General features: G+C 60.5%; 20 protein-coding genes and 1 pseudogene. 9 read left to right on the top strand and 12 right to left on the bottom strand.

Annotation, left to right across the window (positions count from 1 at the left end; genetic code table 11):
* Positions 1 to 304 precede the first annotated feature (304 nt).
* Positions 305 to 3489, top strand: a pseudogene (locus CCOS865_RS14435) (efflux RND transporter permease subunit).
* Position 3490: 1 nt separating this feature from the next.
* Entirely contained in the window at positions 3491 to 4654 is a 1164-nt protein-coding gene (locus CCOS865_RS14440) for an efflux RND transporter periplasmic adaptor subunit (protein ID WP_119141928.1), read from the top strand.
* Between the two features lie 16 nt (positions 4655 to 4670).
* Here CCOS865_RS14440 and CCOS865_RS14445 read toward each other — a convergent pair whose 3' ends face one another.
* The 6 genes from CCOS865_RS14445 to CCOS865_RS14470 all read right to left on the bottom strand — a co-directional run bounded on the left by CCOS865_RS14445 (position 4671) and on the right by CCOS865_RS14470 (position 10040).
* On the bottom strand, positions 4671 to 5279 hold the full coding sequence (locus CCOS865_RS14445) for a LysE family translocator (protein WP_244216113.1): 609 nt from the start codon (positions 5277 to 5279) through the stop codon (positions 4671 to 4673).
* 25 nt (positions 5280 to 5304) lie between these two features.
* Positions 5305 to 5718 carry a Rid family detoxifying hydrolase gene (locus tag CCOS865_RS14450; protein WP_119141930.1) on the bottom strand — a complete coding sequence of 138 codons (414 nt, stop codon included), beginning with the start codon at positions 5716 to 5718 and terminating at the stop codon, positions 5305 to 5307.
* Between the two features lie 185 nt (positions 5719 to 5903).
* Positions 5904 to 6824: a LysR family transcriptional regulator gene (locus CCOS865_RS14455; protein WP_119141932.1), complete on the bottom strand. Its 921-nt coding sequence runs from the start codon at positions 6822 to 6824 to the stop codon at positions 5904 to 5906.
* An 81-nt stretch (positions 6825 to 6905) separates the two neighbouring features.
* Entirely contained in the window at positions 6906 to 7880 is a 975-nt protein-coding gene (locus tag CCOS865_RS14460) for a quinone oxidoreductase family protein (RefSeq protein WP_119141934.1), read from the bottom strand.
* Positions 7881 to 8066: 186 nt separating this feature from the next.
* Complete coding sequence (locus tag CCOS865_RS14465) at positions 8067 to 8948, bottom strand: YkgJ family cysteine cluster protein (RefSeq protein WP_244216114.1); 882 nt, start codon at positions 8946 to 8948, stop codon at positions 8067 to 8069.
* A gap of 108 nt (positions 8949 to 9056) precedes the next feature.
* Complete coding sequence (locus tag CCOS865_RS14470) at positions 9057 to 10040, bottom strand: aldo/keto reductase (protein ID WP_119141938.1); 984 nt, start codon at positions 10038 to 10040, stop codon at positions 9057 to 9059.
* 106 nt (positions 10041 to 10146) lie between these two features.
* Between CCOS865_RS14470 and CCOS865_RS14475 the strand changes: the two genes are divergently transcribed.
* Complete coding sequence (locus tag CCOS865_RS14475) at positions 10147 to 11049, top strand: LysR family transcriptional regulator (protein ID WP_119141940.1); 903 nt, start codon at positions 10147 to 10149, stop codon at positions 11047 to 11049.
* 24 nt (positions 11050 to 11073) lie between these two features.
* Here the strand turns inward: CCOS865_RS14475 and CCOS865_RS14480 are convergent, their stop codons facing one another.
* Entirely contained in the window at positions 11074 to 11895 is an 822-nt protein-coding gene (locus CCOS865_RS14480) for an SDR family oxidoreductase (RefSeq protein WP_119141942.1), read from the bottom strand.
* A gap of 327 nt (positions 11896 to 12222) precedes the next feature.
* Between CCOS865_RS14480 and CCOS865_RS14485 the strand changes: the two genes are divergently transcribed.
* From CCOS865_RS14485 to CCOS865_RS14505, 5 genes are all read left to right on the top strand, one after another.
* Positions 12223 to 13392: an aldo/keto reductase gene (locus CCOS865_RS14485; RefSeq protein WP_119141944.1), complete on the top strand. Its 1170-nt coding sequence runs from the start codon at positions 12223 to 12225 to the stop codon at positions 13390 to 13392.
* Between the two features lie 123 nt (positions 13393 to 13515).
* A complete protein-coding gene (locus tag CCOS865_RS14490; RefSeq protein WP_244216115.1) occupies positions 13516 to 14637 on the top strand; it encodes an NADH-dependent flavin oxidoreductase in 1122 nt (373 codons plus the stop codon).
* A gap of 210 nt (positions 14638 to 14847) precedes the next feature.
* A complete protein-coding gene (locus tag CCOS865_RS14495) occupies positions 14848 to 15594 on the top strand; it encodes a YkgJ family cysteine cluster protein (protein WP_119141947.1) in 747 nt (248 codons plus the stop codon).
* A 195-nt stretch (positions 15595 to 15789) separates the two neighbouring features.
* The gene (locus CCOS865_RS14500; RefSeq protein WP_119141949.1) at positions 15790 to 16758 is read left to right on the top strand and encodes an XdhC family protein; all 969 of its coding nucleotides are present in this window, start codon (positions 15790 to 15792) and stop codon (positions 16756 to 16758) included.
* Positions 16759 to 16812: 54 nt separating this feature from the next.
* Complete coding sequence (locus tag CCOS865_RS14505; protein ID WP_119141952.1) at positions 16813 to 17691, top strand: AraC family transcriptional regulator; 879 nt, start codon at positions 16813 to 16815, stop codon at positions 17689 to 17691.
* A 49-nt stretch (positions 17692 to 17740) separates the two neighbouring features.
* Here the strand turns inward: CCOS865_RS14505 and CCOS865_RS14510 are convergent, their stop codons facing one another.
* The 5 genes from CCOS865_RS14510 to CCOS865_RS14530 all read right to left on the bottom strand — a co-directional run bounded on the left by CCOS865_RS14510 (position 17741) and on the right by CCOS865_RS14530 (position 24027).
* The gene (locus tag CCOS865_RS14510) at positions 17741 to 19981 is read right to left on the bottom strand and encodes a xanthine dehydrogenase family protein molybdopterin-binding subunit (protein ID WP_119141954.1); all 2241 of its coding nucleotides are present in this window, start codon (positions 19979 to 19981) and stop codon (positions 17741 to 17743) included.
* Between the two features lie 12 nt (positions 19982 to 19993).
* Positions 19994 to 20467 (bottom strand): (2Fe-2S)-binding protein, encoded by a 474-nt coding sequence (locus CCOS865_RS14515; protein WP_119141956.1) that lies wholly within the window; start codon positions 20465 to 20467, stop codon positions 19994 to 19996.
* Between the two features lie 112 nt (positions 20468 to 20579).
* Entirely contained in the window at positions 20580 to 21329 is a 750-nt protein-coding gene (locus CCOS865_RS14520; protein ID WP_119141958.1) for an isocitrate lyase/PEP mutase family protein, read from the bottom strand.
* Positions 21330 to 21447: 118 nt separating this feature from the next.
* Positions 21448 to 22755 (bottom strand): C4-dicarboxylate transporter DctA, encoded by a 1308-nt coding sequence (gene dctA / locus CCOS865_RS14525; RefSeq protein ID WP_119141960.1) that lies wholly within the window; start codon positions 22753 to 22755, stop codon positions 21448 to 21450.
* A gap of 102 nt (positions 22756 to 22857) precedes the next feature.
* Positions 22858 to 24027, bottom strand: a complete 1170-nt coding sequence (locus CCOS865_RS14530; RefSeq protein WP_119141962.1) for a mandelate racemase/muconate lactonizing enzyme family protein — start codon at positions 24025 to 24027, stop codon at positions 22858 to 22860.
* A 99-nt stretch (positions 24028 to 24126) separates the two neighbouring features.
* On the opposite strand from CCOS865_RS14530, the gene CCOS865_RS14535 reads away from it, so the two are divergent.
* Positions 24127 to 25026, top strand: a complete 900-nt coding sequence (locus CCOS865_RS14535; RefSeq protein ID WP_119141964.1) for a LysR family transcriptional regulator — start codon at positions 24127 to 24129, stop codon at positions 25024 to 25026.
* Positions 25027 to 25035 lie beyond the last annotated feature (9 nt).

Genomic DNA, 25035 nt, shown 5'->3' on the forward strand with positions numbered 1-25035 from the left:
AGTGCAGAGGATCCCCGTCATCAGCCCGATGGCAGGATCCTCATGAGCAGTGTCCGCGCGGCTGACGGGGCCTTCTTCGGCCCGCAGCAATCTTTTCAAATTGTATCTCCTCGAAGTGCTCTCAGAGCCCCGTCCCCGCAATACCGCCGGCTTGGCGCTATTGATGAATCCCCCTCACAGCCATATGTCGTTTGCGCGGTGTAGTCGCCTTTCTTGTGTGTCGCTAGATTCGCGCCATGTCGAACAGCGGGGTCGAGTCATGACGTATCGAACTTAGCCTAAAAAGAAACCGGAGGCGTCAGTGCTGATACGTACCGTGATGGTGGCCTTGCGTCGCCCCTATACTTTTGTCGTGATGGCCTTGCTGGTGTTGATCGTGGGCCCGCTGACGGCGTTGCGCACACCGACCGACATCTTCCCTGAAATCCGCATCCCGGTGATCGCCGTGGCCTGGCAGTACACGGGTCTGCCGCCTGATCAAATGGCCGGGCGCATCTCCACGGTGTTCCAGCGCCTGCTGACGGCGTCGGTCAACGACATCGAACACATCGAGTCCAACACCTACCCTGGTGTTGGCGTGGTCAAGATCTTCTTCCAGCCCGGCGTCGACATTGCGGTGGCCAATGCGCAGATCACTGCGGCATCGCAGGTCGCCCTGCGGCAGATGCCGGCGGGTATTCAGCCCCCGGTGATCCTCAACTACAACGCCGCCACCGTGCCGATCCTGCAGTTGGCGCTGTCTGGCGAGGGGCTGTCCGAGCAGCAACTGTTCGACCTCGGCATGAACACCGTGCGCACCCCGGCGATACCCGAGTGCTGCTCGGCGATGTGATGCCACTGCCTTACGGGGGCAAGCAGCGTCAGGTGCAGATCGACGTCAACCCGCAAGCGCTGCAAGCGCGGGGTTTGTCAGCCCAGGACGTGTCCGCGGCGCTGGCTGCGCACAACATCCTGGTGCCGATAGGTACCCAGAAAATGGGCGAGCTGGAATACACCCTGCAGCTGAACGGCGCGCCTTCGGCCATCGAGGAGCTCGAGATGCTGCCGGTCAAGGTGGTCGATGGCAGCACCCTTTACCTTCGCGATGTGGCTGATGTCCACGATGGCAACGCCCCGCAAACCAACATCGTCCATGTCGATGGCAGTCGCTCGGTGCTGATGTCTGTGCTGAAAAATGGTTCGGCCTCCACGCTGGCGATTGTCGATGGCATCCGTCAACAGATCGAGACCCTCAAACCCGGCTGGCCGGAAGCATTGAACGTTCAGCCGATCAACGACCAGTCGCTGTTCGTCCGGGCAGCGATCAAAGGGGTGGTGCTTGAAGGCGCCATTGCCGCGGCGCTGACCAGCGTGATGATCTTGCTGTTCTTGGGGAGCTGGCGGTCGACCGTGATCATCGCGGTCTCGATCCCTCTGGCCATCCTTGGCTCTCTGACCCTCCTGGCAGCGCTAGGCGAAACCCTCAACCTGATGACCCTGGGCGGCTTGGCACTGGCCATCGGCATTCTGGTCGACGATGCAACCGTGACCATCGAGAACGTCAACTGGCACCTTGAACAGGGCAAGGACGTGGAGACGTCGATCCTCGACGGTGCTCGGCAGATCGTGACGCCGGCCTTCGTGTCCCTCCTGTGCATCTGTATTGCCTTCGTCCCGATGTTCTTCCTCGACGGGGTGTCGCGGTACCTGTTCGTGCCGATGGCGCTGGCCGTGATCTTCGCCATGGTCTGCTCGTTCATTCTGTCGCGCACGCTGGTGCCGACGATGGCCAAGTACCTGCTCAAGCCACACCCGGCACAGGGCGCGCCTCAAGGCCCATCGCGCAACCCGTTGGTGCGCTTTCAGCAGGGTTTCGAGGCCCGCTTCGAGCGCTTTCGCCAGCGCTATCAGCGCGTGCTGGAGGCCGCATTGCGTCGACGCAAGGCCTTCCTGCTGGGGTTCATGGCGGTCGTGATGTTGTCGTTCGGGCTGGTGCCGTTCATTGGTAGCAACTTCTTCCCGTCCGTGGATTCTGGCCAGGTGCTGATGCACGTCAGGGTGCCGGTGGGCACGCGCGTCGAGGAAACCGCCTCGCGCTTCGCCGAGATCGAAGAAGCGATTCGCAGCGTCATCCCCGCTGAAGAAATCACCACCCTGGTGGACAACATCGGCCTGCCTCCCAGCAACATCAACCTGACCTACAACAACACAGGGGTCATGGGCTCGCAGGACGGCGACTTCCAGATTGCCTTGCGCCCGGGTCATCAACCCACCGAGGACTACGTCAGAACGCTCAGGGAGGTGTTGCCCGAGCGCTTCCCGGACACCACGTTCTCGTTCCCGCCAGCGGATATCGTCAGCCAGATCCTCAACTTCGGTGCGCCGGCGCCGATCGATATCCAGATCCGCGGTAACGACGTAGACGCGAACTTCGCGTACGCCCAGCAATTGCTCAAGAGGATTCGCAACGTGCCAGGGCTGGCCGATGCGCGCATCCTGCAGTCCAACAAGGCGCCGGTGTTCAACGTCGTCCTGGATCGCACTCAAGCCCAGCTGCTGGGCCTGACCACCCGTGATGTGACCAACAGCCTGGTGGTGAACCTGGCCGGCAGCAGCCAGGTGGCCCCCACGTACTGGCTCAACCCGGCGAATGGCGTGAGCTACCCGATCGTGCTGCAGACGCCACAGCCCCGCCTGGACGCGTTGTCTGCCCTGGCGAACCTGCCCGTGGGCAATGGCAGCACCGCCACGGTCACGACCCTGGGCGCGGTTGCTGATTTTGAGCGCACAACCGGCAGCGGGATGGTCAGCCAATACAACGTGCAGCCCATGGTGCAGATCCACGCGGCGACCCAGGACCGTGATCTTGGTGCGGTCGCCAAGGACATCCGCTCGATCATCGCAGCGATGGCTGGGGACGTGCCGCGTGGCAGCACCGTCAACCTGCTGGGCCAGGTCCAGACCATGGAGCGTGCGTTTTCGGGGTTGGTGTACGGCCTGCTGGGCGCCGTCGTGCTGATCTACCTGCTGATCGTGATCAACTTCCAGTCGTGGCGCGATCCGGCGGTCATCGTGTCGGCGCTGTCTGCGGCACTCGCCGGCATCGTCTGGATGCTCTTCGCCACAGGCACCACGTTGTCTGTGCCAGCCCTTACCGGGGCAATCATGTGCATGGGCGTGGCCACGGCCAACAGCGTGCTGGTCATCAGCTTCGCCCGCGAGCGACTCGAAGCCCTCAGAGACTCGACCGCAGCCGCCCTGGAGGCCGGCATCGCACGCCTGCGGCCGGTGTTGATGACGGCCCTGGCGATGATCCTGGGCATGCTCCCGATGGCCTTGGGCATGGGCGAGGGCGGTGAGCAGAATGCCCCGCTGGGGCGCGCCGTGATCGGCGGCCTGCTGTTCGCTACGGTAGCGACCCTGCTGTTCGTGCCCGTGTTGTTCAGCCTCGTTCACCGCCACGATTTCCGTACTGCACCTGTGCAGCACCCCGTTCCTGGAGCGATCTGATATGTCTGTGAAAGCCACTGCAAGTACCCGCGGGCTTGGCCGAACCTGGTTCATTCTGGGTGGGCTGGCGACTGCGGGGGCCATCGTCGTGTTCGGCCTCATGAGTCGCCATTCCCAGGCCGTACAGCTTGACCAGGTGTCGGAGCGCAAGCGCATCGCGACCGTAGCCCTGGTCGCGCCCAGCGTGGTGACGCCGGCCTCTCTGCAGCTTCCAGGGCGTATCGAGGCCTGGTCGCGTGCGCCGCTGTATGCGCGCGTGAGTGGTTACCTCAAACGCTGGGACAAGGACATCGGGTCACCGGTCAAGGCGGGTGAGCTGTTGGGAGAAATCGATGCGCCGGAGCTCGATCAGCAACTGCGTCAGGCCCGTGCGCAGCTGGCGACTGCTCGCAGCGAAATGACGCTGGCCAGCTCCACTGCAAAACGGTGGCAGCAGCTCAGCGAAAGCCAGGCCGTGTCGCGCCAGGAGGTGGAAGAGCGCCTGGGTGACCTCGCCACCAAGCGCTCGCAAGTGAACGAAGCGCAAGCGAACGTCGACCGGCTCCAGGCACTTCAGGGTTATACCCGCATCATCGCGCCGTTCGAGGGGGTGGTGACGGCCCGCAACACCGATGTCGGGGCGTTGATCAATGTTGGCATGACGGCGGGCAGTGAACTGTTCGTGGTGTCCGACATCAGCAAACTGCGGGTTTACGTGAGTGTGCCGCAACGTCAGCTGGCGTGGGTGCAGGCTGGCGCCCGCGCCACGCTCAGAGTGCCTGAGCACCCCGCAAAGACCTTCGATGCAACGGTGCAATCGCTGGCTCGGGCGGTGGATGCGGGAACAGGCGCGATGCGTGTTCAGTTGAGCGTGGACAACGCCCAGGGTGAGCTGCTGCCGGGCTCGTTCGCGACCGTTCAGTTCGAAGGCACCCTGGCTCCGTCGACGGTCAGCTTGCCACCCAGTGCGTTGATCGTCGGCAAGCACGGCATGCAGATAGCCACCGTGGACGGGGAGGGCATCGTGCAACTCAAGCCGGTGAAGGTGAACCGCGACCACGGCACCTACCTGGAGTTTGCGGATGGCATCAGCCTGGCCGACCAGGTGATTGCCAACCCACCGGATGGCCTGAGCAGCGGTGACCAGGTCCGCATCGCCCAGGTTGACGCAACGAGCACGAAATAGTCACCCACGTTAGCGTTTACAGGAACAGCAGCGAGACTGCCGAACCCGCCAGAACGGCTGCCATGGTGCGATTGAAATTGCGAATCCGGCGTGTACTGGTCAGAAAGCGGCGCAGGTACGCACCCGCAAACAGCCAGCTGGCCACCGACACATAACAGACGATGGAACAGATCAGGCAGAGCATCCATACGGTGCTGGCTTCGCCATCGGCGGCAAAGGCGCCGATGCCCGCGGCGGCAACCATCCAGCCCTTGGGGTTCAACCACTGGAGGGTGGCGGCGCGCCAGAACGCGGGGCGCTCGGCTGGCTTGGCCGATGACAGTTGGCCATTGTCAGCGGCCAACTTCCAGGCCAGATACAGCAAGAATGCAGTCCCGGCCCAGCGGATGAAATCCGTTAATACGGGCCAGCGCTCCAGCACCTCGTGCAGGCCAAACCCGGTCAGCACCATGATCAGGGTAAAGCCCAGCGCCGAGCCCAGCGCGTGACGCTGGCTGCGGGCCACGCCAAACTGGGACCCATAGCTCAGAGCGACAATGTTCGAAGCCCCTGGAGTGATACACGCGGCGAGGGCAAATGCCGCCATGGAGATCACGACGCTTGGTTGCGACTGAATGGCCATCATGAATAGTTGAACTCTATAAAAACGACTACTTGCCAGTGCCGGACAGGTCCACCACCGCTTCGACTTCTACCAGGGCGCCTAGAGGGAGCCAAACGACGCCAACGGCGGTGCGCGCCGGAAAAGGCTTGGTGAACAACTCAGCCATTACCTGATTCACCATGCTCCAGTCATCACGGGATACAAGGTAAACGGTCAATTTCGAGATATGTTCCAGTGAGGCGCCGGCCGCTGCGCAGATACCCGCGATGTTGGCAAAGGTCTGGCGGATTTGCGCCTCGACACCGTCAACCAGCTCAAGTGTCGTGGGGTCCAGTCCGACCTGGCCGGAGGTGTAGAGGCGTGATTTGTCCGCGTTGATGATGCCTTGCGAATAGCTGCCCAAGGCCGAGGGCGCATCGTCAGTCACAATGACGCTTTTGCGATTGGTGCCAGGTTCCATTACGTCACTCCACTGTTCCGGATGAGGGTTTGAAGGCTGCCCGAAGGGGTGTTACACGGTAGCGTCGAGCTGTGCTCGGCACCATTGGCCTACGCCTATAGCAGATATTAGTCTTGCCAATATCTGGACGGTTGTTTGTGCAAAGGGTGGGGGCAAGGCTGCGGTTCAGGCGCGTTGTGAGGGTCTCACTGAGCGAACAGCTCGACGATGGATGTCTGCAGCCACTGCACGCCATGGTCCTCATGGCTGCGTTCATGCCAGTGAACACGGATATCGAAGGTTGGTAGATCAAGCGGCGTGGGCGTGATGTGGAAGGCCGCGGGCGAGCTGAACGCTGAAACCGCCACGTGTGGCACCGTGAGGATATAGTTGCTTTTCGCGAGCACTGACTCGACCGCCAGATAATGAGGGACCGTCAGGCCGATCCTTCGTTTGATACCGCTCGCACGCAATACCTCTTCGACCAGGCCATGCCCGCTACTCGTGGAGTCGATGACGAGGTGCTCAGCGGCGCCGTACGCTGTCAGGTCCAATGGCGCTTTGGCCAAGTGGTGTTTTTTCCGCATGACCGTCACGTAGTGCTCTCGGCGGAGGGTCCGAGCGTGCACGCGCCCCTTGATCATCGGCAACGACCCGATGGCCGCGTCCAGCGCGCCGGAGGCGAGCGCCTCTTCGACGACATTCCACGGCAGGTTCTCGACCCGCAAGCGAACCTGCGGCGCCACCCGATTGAGAAAGGCGTTCAGCTCCGTCAGAAAGACCAGCTGGCCAATGTCTGACATATGAATGCTGAACACCCGATCCGATTTCGCCGGGATGAACCCGGTCGGCTCGGCAATGGCCAGTTTTATTTCGTGGACAAGGGGCTGGATCTTCACATGCAGGTTTGCCGCTGCCTCTGTCGGCGTTACCCCATAGCGCGCCCTGACGAAGAGCGGGTCGCCGACGATCTCCCGCCAGCGCTGAACCAGCTGGGATACCGAGGACTGGCTGATCCCCATCACCAGCGCGACCTGGCTCAGGTTGCGCAATTCGCAGATCAGGCAAAAGGCCCGCAGCTCGCGGAGCGTGAGTGTTTCCACCAATTCAGCGTTAGCAGTCTGCATCTGATATTCCAGCGAGGGCCTAGCCGTTCATTATTGGCCATAACCGCTGGCTGGCAAAGTCAGGCGGTTGTGCGCTGCTGATCACACGCGCAGGACGATTGATTGCGCTGTTTTCCTGGACTCCAGTAACGCATGCGCTTGGTGAGCATCTTTCAGGGCAAACGTGATCGGTGGTTCCACGCGTAGATCCCCGTCCAGCAGCGCTTGGAACAGCAGCCCGCTGAGTTCCTCGAGGTCCGCTCGCCGCGTCAGGTAATGGAAAATGATCGGCCTCGACAAGGTCAGGGATTTGGCCGCCAACGTCGAGACGTCCACAGGCGCAATAGCACCTGAGGCCTGCCCAAAGTTGATCAGCGAACCGCGCAAGGTCAGAACCTCCAGCGATCCCGCGAACGTGTCTTTGCCCACGCTATCAAAAACGATGTCGACCCCGCGCTGCTCGGTGATCGAGTGGACGGCTTCGACGAAATCCACTTCCCGGTAGAGGATGGTGTGTTTGCATCCCATCTTGCGCAGCAGGTCGGCTTTTTCCGGCGATCCAACCGTGCCAATGACATTGGCCCCGAGCTTCAGCGCGCCTTGCACAAGCAACTGACCGACCCCGCCAGCAGCTGCATGAATCAGCACCCACGAGCCGGGTCGAACAGGGCTCAGCTTGTGCAGCAGCATCTGCACGGTGAGGCCTTTCAAATAGCACGCGGCGGCATCAGCTTCACTGATGCCTGACGGTAGCGGGATCGCCACCTCAGCGCTAACAAGCCGTGACGTGGCATAAGCACCGTATTTGGATGAGAGGTAGATCACGCGATCACCTACCTGAAAACCCGTTACACCGGCGCCGATCTGCTCGACGTAGCCAACCCCTTCGAGGCCGGGAATGCCGGGCAATGAAAGCGTGCGGTATGAGCCTGATCTTACATAGACATCATGAAAGTTCACGCCGACGAAGGTCTGGCGCAGCTTGAGCTCACCCGGTCCAGGAGCCCCCACGTCAACAGGCTCGTAAGTGAGGACTTCTGGCCCCCCGTAGGCATGAATGCGTGTCGCGTGTTCCATAGCTGCTCTTCCTTGTAAGACGCTCAGCCCACTGGCATTGAGTACAGATCAGCCAAGGAGATCCCGTGAGTCTGGGTTTTCTTCTACTGGCGTCGTGAACGAGCAGCATACGCAGATGCCCGCACGGTTGGGCGTGCATGTACTTCTATTGGATATTAGCGAGATCAATAACTGAGCGCATGAAACTTACAGCTGATGGAAGATGTAATCGGCACTGGCTGTTGTTTGCAGGGCAAACGAGCGATCTTCGAGCGCTTCGTGTAGCGCGACATCGTCTGCTCTGATCCGCCAGGGCTGCGTCGTCTGGCCCTCAGAAGCCAGGCCCTCGAGGGCCGCCAACATACGCTCGACCGTGGGCATGTAGACGGTGAAACCATTGCCTTTCCACGCCGCGGTGGTCAGCCCCAGTGCCTCGCATAGTTGTACCTTGCGCTGGGCATCATCTCGATCTGCCTGGCGTGACTGCAGGATCTGATGGGTTAGTTCGCGGTCCGAACCGAGCAGGTTTCCTTGCTCCCAGCTTTCCGGTGGGCAGTCTTTGGAAGACGGTGCGAGCGCGATGAACGGGTTGATTTCCATGGGGTAGATGCGGCACACCAAAGGCCGCTCGGTATAGATCGCACAGAGATCGTCTGCCCCCAGGTTAGGGCATTGCGGGATCACGTTGGCGGCGAAGATTGCCGTCACCTGAAGTGAACCTGCTCCGCAGGCCACAGGCGCCGACCGCAACAGGTTGTAGTCAAACTCAGGGGCCCCTGAGGGCCATGCCGACTCATCGAAGCCCTCCAGCAAGACTGCAACCGAATGACCCCGACGAAGCCAGGCAAGGGTCTCCGCCAAGGTCAGTGGAACGAAGCGTCCTCGACAACAAGCGCCACATCCGACGCAGGCAAAACGGCTGGTGTTATCGTGGCTGTTGGAATCAGTCACTGCTTGCTCACAGTCTAAGGCACTGGATTCCTGGATCCAGGTGCAGGCTAGGTATTGGCGTTGCGCCTGACGAAGAGTGCCGGGGCTCGCCGGTGTATCGGCGAGTCCGAGCTGCGCTTCGCAGCGTTCGATTGCCAAGCATTCGGGGCGTCCATAATATCGCGGATCACTACTGACGATCATTGCGAAAGTTTTACCAGGTTTTATGACTGGCCTACCCAGTAGCCGCTGTGCAACGGGGAGGCCTTAGCGGTTGACGTTTTTCTGCAGGTGCGCGGGGTAGCGGTCGCCAACAATCTCGATCTGCTCAAGCGCGATCGCGATGGACGCCAGGTCGCTCGTGCTCAGACTGAGGCTGGCGGCCGCCGTGTTCTCTTCGAGCCGATGCAGTTTGGTCGTGCCCGGGATCGGCACGATCCAGGGTTTTTGTGCCAGCAGCCAAGCCAACGCTACCTGAGCGCGGGTAGCGCCTTTGGCCTCGGCGATGTCGCCGAGCACGTCGACCAATCTGGCGTTTGCAGCGCGGCTTTCTTCGGTAAAGCGCGGCACGACGTTACGGAAGTCGCCCTCTGCAAATCGGGTGTTGGCGTCGATGGCCCCGGTGAGGAACCCTTTGCCCAGCGGGCTGAAAGGCACGAAGCCGATACCCAGCGCTTCCAGGGCGGGCAGGATGTCTTGCTCCGGCTCACGCCACCACAGCGAATACTCGCTCTGCAGGGCTGCAACCGGCTGCACGGCATGGGCTTTGCGGATCGCATCGACCCCGGCTTCGGACATCCCGAAATGCAGGACTTTGCCTTGCTCGATCAAGTCTTTGACCGTACCCGCAACGTCTTCCACGGGCACTTGAGGATCGACACGGTGCTGGTAGAGCAGCTCGATACGGTCGGTGTTCAGACGCTGCAGGGAGTGTTCCACCACCTTCCTGATCGTCTCGGGACGGCTGTCCAAGCCTTCAGCAGGCAAGCCATGCTTGAAGCCGAACTTGGTGGCGATGACGACCTGGTCGCGCATCGGTGCAAGGGCTTCGCCGAGCAGCGCTTCATTGCTGAACGGCCCATAGGCCTCTGCGGTATCGAAAAAATTCACACCTTTGTCGAAGGCGTCGCGGATCAAGGCAATCGCGGCCTGCTTCTCCAGCGCTGGGCCGTAGGCGAAGCTGATGCCCATGCATCCCAGGCCCAGGGCCGACACTTCCAAGCCGCTTTTGCCGAGCTGACGTTTCAGCATGTTTCGTCTCCTTCGCAAAGAGGTAGAGGGGATGTAAACTCTAAACTCGTGTGACATGTTCAACAATTGGCATTTCACTTAATGGGTAGCTGAGGGATATTCACTAATGAACCGCACGGGTGTTCCTGAGCTAACCGCCTTTGTCGCGATTGCCGAGCAAAAAAGCTTTACCGGTGCGGCCAAGACGCTAGGTGTTTCTCCCTCCGCGCTGAGCCATTCGATGAGAGGCCTGGAGGCTCGCCTGGAGTTGCGCTTGTTCAACCGCACAACCCGTTCGGTGGCACTGACCGAGGCCGGGGAGGCTCTGTTTCTGCGGGTGCAACCGCTTCTGACAGACCTGGAATGCGCGGTGAATGACGTCACGTCCGAGCGCAGCACGCCGTCCGGATCCATCCGCCTGAGCGCCTCGGAATCGTCCTTCAAGCCGCTGATACGCCACGTCATGCCAGATTTTCTGCGGGACAATCCCAAGATCCATATCGAATGCGTGGCCGACAGTCGCTTGGTCGACATCGTCGCCGACGGTTTCGATGCCGGCATTCGGCTGTATGACGATGTGCCCCGAGACATGATCGCCGTGCGGTTTGGCCCGGATATCCGATTCGCTGCCGTGGCGTCGCCCGAATATCTGACGCGCCACCCGGCCCCGAAGGTGCCTCACGACCTCAAGTCGCATCGCTGCATCAGGTTTCGCTTCGCCAGCGGCACGCTGTTCCGCTGGGATCTCGATCACCTGGGCAAATCGGCCAGCATCGATGTCGATGGGCCGATGACGATGGACAACATCAACTTGATGATCGAGGCCGCAGTCTCTGGTATCGGTATTGCCTGGGTGCCTGAAAACCAGGTGGACGCGCACCTGCAGGCGGGGACGCTGGTCCATCTGCTGCCCGAATGGGGGCCGTCCTATGGCGGGGCCTGTCTGTATTACCCGGCTAACCGACACCCGCCGATGGCGTTGCGGATGTTCGCGGAAGCCGTGCGCGAATGGGCGCGCCAGCAGGCCTGACCGGCCGCCAGCTGTCTACCCGCGTTATTGACCCTCGCCCCACCAGTACTGGGCCGTCACACCACCGTCCATGAGGAAGTCACTGCCCGTGATGAACGTCCCTTCGGGGCCCATCAACAGCGCGGCGACGGCGCCTACTTCATCCGGCGTGCCGCCACGCTTGGCAGCGCAGGACTCGATCATGCTGCGGTATCCCGCGCCGCGCGGTCCGTTGAGCTCATCGCGTGCCAGCGGGGTGAAGATGATGCCGGGGCTGATCGTGTTGACCCGCGCGCCACGCTTGCCCCAACGGACGGCCTCGGCGGCCACGCGCAGCGAGTTGCCCCGTTTGGAGAGCTGATAGGCATGCAAAGGGTCGGTCACGGTCTCTGGCTGCAGCATCGGCAGCGCCAGAAGCGCCTCGACGGGCGTCAGCGCCAAGGCTTTGTTCTGCTCGGCGGTGAGTGCCTGCAAGCGGTGGCCGGACTGCGACGCGATGACGATGGCAGCGCCACCCTTGGCAATGACGTTACCGAACAGCTCCAGCAACAGGGCCGTGCCGTACAAATCCACTCGCAAGATGGTGGCGGGGGGTGCCTGGGAGGGGGAGACACCGGCGGCGTGGATCACCCCGGTGATGGCACCGATGGCAGAGGCCGTCTCAACCAAGGCTTGAACCGAGTCTCGGGAGGCGACATCGACCACGGCCGTACTGACCTCGAATCCGGCGTCGTTGAGCACCTTGGCGGCGGCTTCGGCGGTCTCTTGGCGGATATCCGCGAGCAGCACATGCTTGCCTGCGCTGACCCTGCGAGCGATTGCCTGGCCGATCGATCCGGCGCCGATCACCACTGTTACGTCTGTCATCATCTGCTCCCTTGAGTTAGCTGGGAGCCTCAGCTTAGGGCAGTTTTTGCCGGTTGATTAGCCGAATGGAACTGAGCGGGCTTGTGAGGCGAGTTCATTAATGCCGATCGCCGATCGAACACGGCATATCAACCTCTGTAAACAAGCGCGCGGTCCGCTGGCTGACTGAAATGCTCGGAGGAATCCTTGGAATAGGCACTGATGCCGACAAAACGGGCAAATGATCCCGGCAAGTGCGCCGCATACTGAAACCGAGATTAACCCGGAGTGTCGACGGGGTTAAACAACGTCTATCCCATGCCAGCAAGTTACAGGTAGGACGCGATCATGCAGCAGTATCTTAGTGGCACATCAGAAAACACATCCCAGGATCACCCAGGCTTTAGTCGCCGGGAGGTTTTGATTGGCGGTGCGGTGGTTGGGACCGGTTTGAGCATTGCACCGCTGTCTTGGGCGGCTTCACGGGAAAGCGCAAAAGGCGCTGGCGGCTCAGTAAGCGGAGCACGGGTCACAAATACGCGCAAGCTGGGCTCGCTGGAAGTCTCCGAACTCGGTGTCGGGTGCATGAGCATCAGCGCCAATTATGGTGCGCCTGCGAGCAAAGAGCAGGGTATCAAGGTCATTCGCTCGGCCCATGAGCAGGGCGTCACTTTTTTCGATACGGCCGAAGTGTATGGGCCCTATACCAACGAAGCATTGGTGGGTGAGGCGCTTTCGCCGTTTCGCAATGCTGTTGTCATCGCCTCGAAATTCGGTTTCGACATGGATGCTGGCGGCGCACTCAATAGTCGCCCGGAACATATCCGCAAGGTGCTTGAAGGCTCGCTGAAGCGGCTGCGCACCGACCGTATCGATCTCTATTATCAACACCGAGTCGATCCGAACGTACCGATCGAGGATGTCGCGGGCACTGTCCAGGACCTTGTAAAAGAGGGCAAGGTGTTGCACTTCGGTCTCTCGGAGGCCAGTGCAAGCACCCTCCGCCGAGCGCATGCCGTTTATCCCGTGGCGGCGGTCCAAACCGAATACTCCGTCATGGAGAGAAGCGTCGAGCACAACGGAGTCCTGGATACCTGTGAACAGTTGGGTATCGGTTTTGTGTGCTGGGGCCCGCTGGGCATGGGCTATTTACCCGGTACGCTGACTGGCAGTTCGAGGTTCGACGCCAACACCGACCTGCGCTCGGGGTTTGAGCGATTCACGCCTGAGAACCTGGCTGCGAACGAGCCGATCATTGCTTTGCTCAGGCAGTTCGCACTGGAAAAGCATGCCACTCCCGCCCAGATAGCGCTGGCATGGTTGCTTGCGCAAAAGCCTTGGATCGTTCCGATTCCGGGCACGCGCAAGCTCGATCACCTGCAGGATAACCTGGCATCCGTCAACGTGAAGCTGACGTCCGCCGAGCTGTTGGAAATGGATGCAGCTCTGGCAAAGCTCACCGTGCACGGTGGTCGAATGAGCCCAATGCACAGGCGTGCCGTCGACGTCACCCAGTGACTGTCAGGACGTGAAGCCGCTGAAGGCATTCAATTGCGATCCTCCTCCATTCGGCGCGTATTGACGCTGGGTTGAGAAGGGCGCGTTCAACCCGTTTTTTTGGGTACTCAAATGAATCAGGTTATGCGTAAGGTGTTCGAACCGTTTGTGTTCGACAACGGCATCGAGTTGCGTAATCGCGTAGCGATGGCCCCCATGACGACGTGGGCCGGCAACGCGGACGGTACAGTCTCCGACGAGGAAATTGCGTATTACCAGCGTCGGGTAAACGGTGTCGGTCTGGTGATCACCGGTTGCACGCATGTGCTCGCAAACGGGATTGGCTTCACCGACGAGTTTGCGGCTTTCGACGACACCTTCGTTCCCAGTCTCAAGCGCTTGGCCACGGCCGCGAAGCGCGGGGGTGCAACGGCAGTGCTGCAGTTGTTCCATGCGGGTAACAAGGCCGTTTCGGAGTTGGTGCCGGATGTTGTCAGTGCCAGTGCAGTGAGCACCGACGCAGGGCCGTTCAATGTTTCCGCCACCCCGCGGGCAATGACCAAGCAAGAAATCCACGACGTTATTCAGGCGTTTGGTGACGCGGCACGTCGTGCCATCGAGGCAGGATTTGATGGTATAGAGCTGCATGGCGCCCACGGATTTCTGATCCAGAATTTCTTCTCACCACAGTTCAACCAGCGCGATGACGAGTGGGGCGGCTCACTCGAGAACCGTCTGCGTTTTCCATTGGCGGTTGTGCATGAGGTTCATCGCGTCATCAAGGCGCACGCTGATCGGCCGTTCCTGTTCGGCTTTCGCATTTCGCCAGATGAGCCTGGCGAAAATGGATTGCGCATCGACGACACCTGCGTGCTTGTCGATGCACTGATCGAAAGCGCTATCGACTATGTCCACGTCTCCTTGGGAAGCATCCTGGAAACGGTGCCCGTCGATGGGCAGGGCGCCCAGACTACGGCAAAGGTGATTCTGGACCATGTCGACGGACGCATTCCAGTGATTGCCGCCGGGCAGATCAAGACGCCTCGCCAAGCCGAGGAAGCGCTTGAACTCGGGATGTCGCTTGTTGCGGTTGGGCAGGGCCTTGTCATCAATCCTGAGTGGGTGGAGCTGGCAGAAAAAGGCCACGACGATCAGATTCAAACGGTGCTGAACCCGGCACGCGTTTCGCAGATCGCAATCCCGCCGAAACTGTGGGGCGTCATCGAGGCCACCACGGGTTGGTTCACGCTCCACGGCCCGCCGTAAAGCTCGCCTAGGCTCACGTCACCCCGCTGCGGTGGATCCCGCCGCGCACCACTTTTACGTACTTGAGATCGATTGAATCAAGCAAAGATGCCACTCGATCGAGCAAACGCACCCGCTATGCATTTCACATACTCCCGAGAAGCACCAAGGCCTGCCTGCGCTGTAGGTGGGCACTTCCGTGGAAAGTCGAACATACGGGCGAGTAGCGATATGCAAAACAACAGCATCCGGTTTGCGTGCAGTGGCTGCGGGATCTGCTGCAAGGGGCGTTTAGTTCCACTGACGTTGAACGAGACAAGGCAGTGGTTGGATAGAGGGCATGAGGTCGCGATCATGCTGGAGGCGTTCGAGCAATCGATCTGGACTGCTGGGCCGCAACAGTTTGCCCACGCCGCAGGACGCGCAGTCGAGGTGCGTTGCGGTAACTCCCTCGTGCGAGTCGTTGCAGTGTTTGCGGGCAATGCGCTGGTGCAATGCCAAAACCTGGGCGATGACGGTCGTTGCGGTATCTATGAAGAGCGGCCGCTGGTGTGCCGTATATACCCGGCGGAGGTCAGTCCGTTCATTACGCTTGATCCGCAACACAAGATTTGCCCGCCAGAAGTCTGGGAGGAGGGCGAGGTACTGTTTACAGATCGGATCGTTGATCCGGTTCTTGCTGATCAGATCGAACGCTCCCGCCACGCTGACAGAGAGGATGCGCAGGCAAAAATCGCGCTGTGTGAAACGTTGGGGCTGAACGTGGCTGCATGGAAGGGAAATGCGCTAGCGGTGTACCTACCCGATCGCCTGCAGCTCGACGAGGCGATTGCTCGTTATGATGCTGGAAACGTGCAACCTGGTCGTTCCAACTGGAAGGTCCGCGCCGATGCTCCCGCATTGCGCCAGCAGCTTCACCGGGTTGGCTTGGCGCTCGATGAGCAGCGGCCAACTGATTACATTTTTCATGTGCTGTAGGTGTGGGGCGTTCTGATTGATTCGGGCAGCCTTTACATACGGTTACAGGCGCTGGCCTCAAATCTTAAATCGAAATGGGCAATAGTGTCGTTTGATCAGGCAATCATCGCCAGGTTCAAAGACCCATACTGAGTCGATGTGCCGTCTGCCTATCAGGCAGTGGTCCTCGGTTGAAGTATCGGTTTGAGACCCTCCATGCAAAATCTTGACGTGCAGGTCATTCAGCAAGCCCTCAAGTGGATCGAGCACGGCCATCGAGTGTGGCTGTGTACGGTCTTGGCAACCTTTGGCTCTGCACCGCGTGGCCCTGGGTCAATGTTGGTCGCGTTGTCGTCCGGTGCGTGCTGTGGCTCGCTGTCCGGTGGCTGCGTGGAAGACGACTTTCTGCAACGGCTGGGTCGACATGAGTTCGACGACTGCAACCAGATTGTTCGTTATGGTGAGAGTGGATTGGCCCCGTCGCGGGCGTTGCCCTGCGGCGGGGTCCTGGATGTTCTGGTAGAAAAATTCGAACCTGATTGCGCCGCCCAGGAACACTTCGCGGTGTTGCTGAGCGCGCTTGAGGGGCAGCATCTGTTGGTTCGCCATATTGCCCTCGGAACGCGCAGTCGACGCATTGAGGTCGGAGTGAGTGTCGACGCCACTGTCGCTGTAGACGCTGACCACGTACGAATTCGCGTGGGGGCGGCCCGGCGCCTGCTGGTTGCAGGCCTCTCACCGGTGGCCGAGTTCTGTGCCAGTTTTGCATGCTCGCTGGGCTATGAAGTGATCGTATGTGACCCACGCGAAGAACTGACTGCAACCTTTGCCATGCCACACGTGAAGCTGATGAAGATGATGCCCGCCAGCTATATTTCTCAAGGCGGATGCCATGCAGCGACGGCGATTGTCGCCTTGACCCATGATCCTCGATTTGACGACCTGACCTTGCTCGAAGCCGTCAGGACACCCGCATTTTATATCGGCGCCATGGGCTCCCGGCGTACCAGTGAAAAGCGCCTGGAAAGGGTCAGACGAATCGGCGGGCTGGACGACGAAGCGCTTGATCGCATCCATGCGCCGATCGGACTCAGACTGGGCAGCAAGACCCCGGCAGAAATCGCACTTGCGGTCATGGCCGACATTGTTCGGGTGAGTAACGGCGTGAGCCTTGCCCATCTCTGAATCGGGCTGTAGTGGGAGTTGAATGTGAATAGCGATCTGGCAAATGGCCACCTCATGACGGATATCACGCGGCTCGCCAGATCGGTTAGCCAACTGGTGCCAGGTGATGCTGACCGCATCACCGACATTCCCGGTCTGAGCCTGCACCGGCGTAAAGCGCTTACGGCGCCCATGCACTGTATCTACGGCCTGGGCATTGGCGTGACCTTGCAAGGTGGCAAGCAGGTGATCGTCGGCAGTGAGGTCCTCCCCTATGCGCCCGGCGAGTCGATGGTGACCAGTGTCGATCTCCCGGTCACTTCCCACGTCACTCAAGCCAGCGTACACAAGCCATTCCTCGGCATGATGCTGGCACTCGACAGCACCACCGTGATGCAGGTCGCCGAGCGCATGCGGTTATCACAGCGCATGCGCGATGACGCGTTTCGTCCCGTGACCGTACAGCCTTTGGATGCCGGGGTGCTGGATGCGCTGCGACGCTTGGTGGACTTGCTCAAGGAGCCCCACTGGATTGAAACCCTGGCTCCGCTGATCAAGGAAGAGATCATTGCCCGGCTGTTGAACGGCGCGCATGGCCCGCAGTTGCTGCATGTGATTGCCGCGGGTTCTCCGAGCCAGCAAATTGCCAAGACACTCGCCTGGCTCAAGGTGAACTTCCGTCAGGCATTGCGCATGGATGATCTGGCGGCACAAGCGCACATGAGTCCTTCCACGTTTCGCCAACACTTCCGGGCCGTGACCGGGATGAGCCCGCTGCAGTATCAGAAACAATTACGGCTACAAGCGGCTCGCCAGTTGATGCTCATCCAGAATATCGATGCAGGCAGTGCGGGTGGGCTGGTGGGGTATGAAAGCTCATCGCAGTTCAGCCGCGAATACAGCCGGCTGTTCGGCGAACCCCCTCAGCGTGACATCAAGCGGATTCGCCTGTGACAGGCTCAGTGCCGTGTGAGGGGAGCCTCTAGCCAGCCGCTTCGTCGTTCTATGCCAGCTTGAACGGCAGTTCGCGTATGGGCTTACCCGTCAGGCTGGCAATGGCGTTTGCAAAAGCGGGGGCCAGTGCCGGCAGGCCCGGCTCGCCCATGCCGGTGGGCGGTTCGGCGCTTGGGACTACATGGACCGCGAACTCGGGCATGTCGGTGATGCGCGGCACGCTGAAGTCGGCAAAGTTGCTTTGCTGTACCACGCCGTCTTTCAGGGTGATGGCATTGCCTGGCAGGCACATCGACAAACCCATCAGCGCCGCGCCTTGCACTTGGGCCTCGACGCTGCGCGGGTTGACCACCAGGTTGCAATGCACACCGGCGGTCACGTGGTGCAGTACCGGGCGACCGTTCTGCACTGAGGCTTGCACCACATAAGCCACTACCGAACTGAAACACTCATGGACCGCAACGCCCCACGCGTGCCCGGCAGGCAGTTGACGTTTGCCATACCCGCTCTTGTCCACCGCTAATTGCAGCGCTTGGCGATGACGCGGGCTCTGCTCGCCAAACAGCTTCATTCGGTAAGCCACCGGGTCTTGCTTTGTCGCGCGCGCAATCTCGTCGAGCAGCGTCTCCATCACGAACGCCGTGTGGGTAGAGCCCACGCTGCGCCACCACAGCACGGGGATGTTGAGCGTGGGATGGTGGACTGTCAGCCGCATCGGCAGGGGATAAGGGTCACGCATGCCTTCTGTCGCAGTCGGGTCGATGCCGTTCTTGACCCGACCGCCGAACACTGTGCCGGTGATGATCGATTGCCCGACCAGGACGTGGTCCCACGCCAAGACCTTGCCGCTGTCATCAAAGCCTATACGCGCCCGATGCAGGTGCATGGGGCGGTAATAGCCGCCCTTGATATCGTCCTCGCGGCTCCAGAGCGTCCGTATAGGGGCATTCAGCCCAACTGACTGCGCGGCTTTAGCGACTTCACACGCCTGCACGACGAAATCACTGGTGGGCACGCCACGCCGGCCAAAGCCACCGCCAGCCGTCTGCACGTGGATTTGAATCTGCTCGGGTTTTAGATTCAGTACCTTGGCCGCTGCGGCACTGTCGCCCCCGGGGAACTGAGTGCCAACCCACAGTTGAGCGCTCTTGCCGGAAATCTGCACGGTGCAGTTCAGCGGCTCCATCGGGGCGTGAGCCAGGTAGGGGAAGACGAACTCGGCCTCCACTACATGCTTGGCTGTTGCAAGCGGTGCCATGTCGGCGTCGAAGTGGGTCAAGCCCGGTTGATCCGCTAACGCCTGGTACTGGATCAGTTGCTGTTGGCTGTCGACCTTCTCGACGCTGGCCAGGTCCCATTGCAGCTTCAATGCGTCGCGTCCAAGCTTCGCCTGCCAGTAGCCATCGGCAATCACCGCGACACCTTCGGCGCCGCCGTCCAGCGGTACGCGCAGCACGGCTTTCACCCCCTTGGTTGTGCGTGCGGCGCTGTCATCCAGAGAGGCGATTCTTGCCCCGAACACCGGTGGGCGTGCGATGACGGCAGTGAGCTGTCCAGGCAAGTGCATGTCGATACCGAAATCCTGCTGGCCACTGCTCTTGGCCTTGGCATCGATGCGCGTAGTGGCCTGGCCAATGATGCGAAAATCCTTGGGATCCTTGAGCGTGACCTCGTCTGGCACGGGCAAGGCCATCGCCGCCTCTGCCAGTTCGCCGTAGCTCGCTTCGAGGCCGGCGGGGCCACGCACCTTGCCCGCGTGAGTACTGAGGCGCGTGACCTCCACGTTCCAGCGTGCGGCCGCTGCCGCGAGCAGCATGGCCCGAGCGCGCGCACCCAGTTCGCGGTACTGGGTGTAGCTGTTTTTGATCGAGTTGGAGCCGCCGGTAAGGTGCATACCGAAAATCGGATCCTGGTAGGCACTGTCGTTACTGCCGTTGCGGCTGCGCACAAGGCTCCAGTCGGCATCGAGCTCCTCGGCAAGAATCATCGGCAGCCCGGTCTGAACGCCCTGGCCGAACTCCAGCCGGTTGATGGTTACGGTGACCTGTCCGCTGGAGTCGATCTGCACGAATGCAGCGGGTTGCTGACTCGGTTTGAGCAGCGCGGCATCACCGCCAGTGGCCTCTTGCGCCAGCGCCAGGTGCGGAAAGGCACCCAGCGCCAGGCCGCCAATCCCGACGATTTTGAGGAAACTGCGGCGTGGAAGTGTGAGGGCGCCGTCGTCTTGATCGCGTTCGAGCAGGTGTTGCAAGGCACGCGGGAGCTCGGGAGTGAAGAGGTCGTTCAGCATGGTGAGCTCCGATCAGGCAAGGACTTTGGCGGCATCCGCCACGGCTGCGCGAATACGCGCATAGGTACCACAGCGGCAGATATTGCCCGCCATGGCCGAATCGATCTCGGCAGCGGTGGGTTGCTTGCCTTTGGGCTGCGCCTGTAAAAACGCCGTGGCGCTCATGATCTGCCCGCTCTGACAGTACCCGCACTGCGCCACATCGTGCTTGACCCACGCCTCATGAACCGCCGCACCGACCGGGTCGCTGCCATCTGTTGCCGCTTCGATGGTGGTGATCTTGCGACCCTCGGCCGCGGCTATTGGCGTCACACAGGATCGAATGGCCTGACCATCCAGGTGAACGGTGCAGGCGCCGCACAGCGCCGCGCCGCAGCCGAACTTGGTGCCGGTCATCCCCAGGGTGTCACGCAGGGTCCAGAGAATGGGGGTGCTGGGATCTACGTCAACCGTGTATTCACGGCCATTGATGGTGAGGACGCTCATGATGGGACAGCTCTCCGGAATGTGTGTGCGCAGCAGCTTGCACTCATTAACGGCTAACTATAGAGCGGTGCCTGCGGGGCTGATTGCACAATCCGAGCAAATGATTGCCCGATCATTGACCTTGCTGTGCGCTGAGTTGCACCGGGTCGAGCAGGGCATGGCCATTGACCACGATCCGCACATTGGCTGCACTGAGCTTCTCGATATCGCTCAGCGCCGGATTGCCGTAGTTGATGAGCATGATCGGCACGCAAAGGTGTGAGGTGAGTGCCTGCAAGTGCTGCAGGTCCTTGACGCCGACAAGGCAAATCGCATCGGCCCCGGCTTTTTGATAGGCGGCGGTGCGGGCAATGGAATCCTCCAGCGTGGTCACCGCCACATTCGTACGGGCGATAATACTGAGTGCGTCATCTGAACGGGCAAACCGCGCAGCGTAGATCTTGCTGGTGGCTTCTTCCAGTTCGATAAGAACGTGCGTCTGCTCGTCGTACTTGGCCGGTATTTGGGTGTCTTCAAGCGTCAGCGCGGCCACACCGGCTTTCTGCAGCTCGGTCACTGTTCGCATGACATTGAGCGTATTTCCAGACCCAAGATCAGCGTCGCCAATGATCGGGATTTGGCTGGCCCTCCCAACTCGACACACCTGCTCGACGTAATCCTCGAGCGTGAGCAATGCAATGTCCGGTGCCCCGAGCACTTGCAGCGAGGCGACCGAACCACCTTGGATGGCAACCTCAAAACCAAGGTCGGACGCCATGCGGACCGAGAGGGGATCGAAAACGGACGCGGCAAATTTACAGGCGGTGCCCTGAAGCAACTCAGCAAATGCCAAGCGCAGTCGATGATGTGATCGCTCGATCATTGTTGTCTCCCTCACCTCGTTCGGGTAGTTGCCTGGTCTCGTTCACGCGGAGCGAGACCCGCAAAGCACTGCCGGTCATCGCCGTTTTCGACGGGCGATGACCGGATGGTGGTGCGGGTTATTTTTGTGCCAGCAATGCCTTCCTCTGCGCCTTTTCGTGTTTCATGGCGGCGATTTCACGCTCGCAGGCCTCGGCATCGAACGAGTTGTCCCACTTGGCAATGGCGAGGGTGCCGATGCCATTGCCGATCAGGTTGGTCACGGCCCGCGCTTCGTTGAGGAAGCGGTCGATGCCCAGGAGCAGGACCAGGCCTACCAGAGGAATGGAGTGGATGGTCGTGAGCGTTGCAGCCAGCGTCACGAATCCGGCGCCCGCCACGCCAGCCGAGCCTTTCGAGGTCAGCAGGAATACGCCCAGCAGAATCATCTGATCCATGAACGTGAGTGGGGTATTGGTCGCCTGGGCGATAAAGATGGCCGCCATGGTGAGGTAGATGCAGGTGCCGTCCGCATTGAAGGTGTACCCCGTTGGCAGCACCATGCCCACCACCGATTTCTTGCAGCCAAGCTTTTCCAGCTTCACCATCATTCGTGGTAACACGGCTTCGGTGGAACAGGTGCCCAGCGTGATGAGAATTTCATCCTTGAAGTAACGCAGAAACTGCATCAGCGGCATGCCCGACCATCTGGCCACGGCACCCAGCACGACCACGATGAAGATCAAGGTGGTGATGTACAGCGCCACCAGCAACTGCCCGAGAGACAGCAGGGTGCCAATCCCGTATTTGCCAATCGTGAACGCCATTCCGGCACCCGCACCGATCGGCGCCAGGCGCATCACCATGGCGACGATCTTGAACAGGCCTTGCAGGAACAGGTCGATGGTGTTGATCAGCGGTTTGCTGGTTTCGCCCATTTGAACCAGGGCAACCCCCATCAGTACCGAAAGCAGAATGACCTGAAGCATGATGCCGTTCGAGAATGCGCCAATGAACGTATGCGGAATGATATTGAGGAAGAATTCAATGGTGCCGCCTTGTTCGCTTGCGGCTTGGCTGTATTTGCTGATAGCACTGGCGTCGAGTGCACTGGCGTTGATGTTCATGCCTTCGCCAGGCTTCACGATGTTGACTACGATGAGGCCGACGACCAACGCGATGGTTGAAAGAATCTCGAAGTAGATCAGCGCTTTTACGCCAATCCGCCCGACCTCCTTGATACTGCCCATCTTCGCGATACCCACGACGACGGTACCGAAAATAATGGGCGCCAAGAGCATTTTGATCAGTTTGATGAAACCATCGGCAAAGGGTTGAAGCTTGGCGCCAATGTCAGGGACGAAGTAACCGATTGCGGCACCGATCACGATGCCGATCAGCACTTGCACGTACAGCTGGCTGTACCAGCGGGAACTGGAAATTTCCACGGAAGCACCTCATTTTATTGTTGTGATGGGCATGTGGCGCGGCGTCGGTGGGGTGACGCCGAAGACTGCGGCCTCTTTGCAGAGGCCGCAGAGCGAGGGTGATCAGCCTTCGCCCAACTCGCGCATGACGGCGTACAAGGCAGACTTGGCTTCGAATCCGACCCCTGGGATATCCGGCAGGCCGACATAGCCGTTCTCGACGCGGATACCATCAGCGAAACCGCCGAAAGGCTGGAACACGTCCGGGTACGATTCATTGCCGCCCAGGTGCAGGCCGGCCGCGATGTTCAGGGACATCTGGTGGCCACCGTGCGGCACCACGCGGCGGGAGGACCAGCCCATTTCTTCCATCACCTTGAGGGTGCGCATGTACTCCACCAGGCCATAGGACAGCGCACAGTCGAACTGCAGGTAGTCACGATCCGGGCGCATGCCGCCATGGCGCAGCAGGTTGCGGGCGTCTTGATGGGAGAACAGGTTTTCACCGGTGGCCATGGGCAGTTCGTAATGGTTGGCCAGCTCGGCCTGCAGTGCGTAGTCGAGGGGGTCGCCGATCTCTTCGTACCAGAACAGGTTGTACGGCTTGATGGCTTCGGCGTAGGCGATGGCGGTCTTCAGGTCGAAGCGGCCGTTGGCATCGACGGCCAGGCGGCGGCCGTCACCCACCACTTCGAGCACGGCTTCGATGCGGCGGATATCTTCGTCCAGCGGGACCGCGCCGATCTTCATCTTGACCACGTCGTAGCCGCGGTCCAGGTAGCTCTGCATCTCGGCCTTGAGTTTGGTTTGATCTTTGCCGGGGTAGTAGTAGCCGCCCGCTGCATAGACCCAGACCTTGTCATCCGCCACGCCGTCCCGATAGCGGTCGGCCAGCAGGCGATAGAGCGGTTTGCCTTCGATCTTGGCGACAGCATCCCACACCGCCATGTCGATGGTGCCGACGGCGACCGAGCGCTCACCGTGCCCCCCTGGCTTTTCGTTGGTCATCAGGGTCTTCCAGATGGCGAACGGGTCCAGGTTGTTGTTTTCGTGGTCGATCAGCGTGTCGGGATCAGCTTCAGTGATGCGTGCCAGGAAGCGATCACGCATCAGTGCGCCTTGACCGTAGCGGCCGTTGGAATTGAAGCCGTAGCCGATGACGGGTTTGCCGTCGCGAATCACATCCGTGACGACAGCGACGACCGAGCAGGTCATTTTGGAGAAGTCGATGTAGGCGTTGGCAATGGGCGAGGCGATAGAAACAGTTTTTTCACGGATGTCTACGATGCGCATGACGGGTTCCTCTTGTTGTTTGTGGCCCCACGTTATGCTTTGCGATGTGACCCGCCCAATGCTATTAATGCCGGACCCTATGCACAGGAGGCATGGCCCTTGGAACTCGTCTGGCTCGAAGATCTTTCAGCGCTTGCCGAATACGGCAGCTTCGTTCGGGCTGCAGAAGCGCGGCATGTTACCCAGCCGGCATTTAGCCGCAGGGTCCGATCATTCGAGAACTGGATGGGGGTTGAATTGCTGGTGCGCACACCACAAGGCGCCACCCTGACCGAGGCAGGCAGACAAATTTTGCCCAGTGCCCAAGAGGCTGCCAGGCAGTTGTACAGGATGCGCAATGAGGCACAAGAGGTCGCAGGAATGGCCGCCAGGTCGCTGCAATTCGCGGCCACTCACTCACTGTCGTTTACATTTTTCCCCAAGTGGCTGCGAAGCTCGGAAAACGGCGCCCCCATCGAGGCAGTGAAGCTGCACTCGGACAGCATGGCTGTCTGTGAGCAGATGCTGATACATGGCCAGGTTCAGTTCATGCTCTGCCACCGCCACCCCGACGTGCCGCCTTTACTGGCGCCTGATCAGTTCATCAGCAAGAAGGTTGGTGAGGACGTTCTGGTTCCGCTTGCGAGTGCATCCGCCAACTTCGGCACCTCACCCTCAGCGTTGCCCTACCTGGCTTATACCCATGAGTCGGGATTGGGGCGTATCGTCGCTCACAGACTGCGTGGCAAAGAAGATTACCTGCACCTCAAGCCACTGTTCAGCAGCCACCTTGCAGCGGTACTCATGTCCATGGCTCTGGAAAGCAAAGGCGTAGCATGGCTGCCCAAGAGCCTCACCGAGCAGGAGATCCTGGAGGGGCGCCTGGTCAGAGCGCTCGATGAAAGCTGGGATATACCCCTGGAAATTCATCTGACCCGCCCAAAAGGATTGCTCAGTCAGTCTGCCGAAGCGTTTTGGGGCAAGGCCGGTAATGACCCGCAGCCGGTAGACAGTCATTGAGCGCTGCGC

The organism is Pseudomonas reidholzensis, assembly GCF_900536025.1.
In the GTDB taxonomy this organism is placed as follows: Bacteria; Pseudomonadota; Gammaproteobacteria; order Pseudomonadales; family Pseudomonadaceae; genus Aquipseudomonas; species Aquipseudomonas reidholzensis.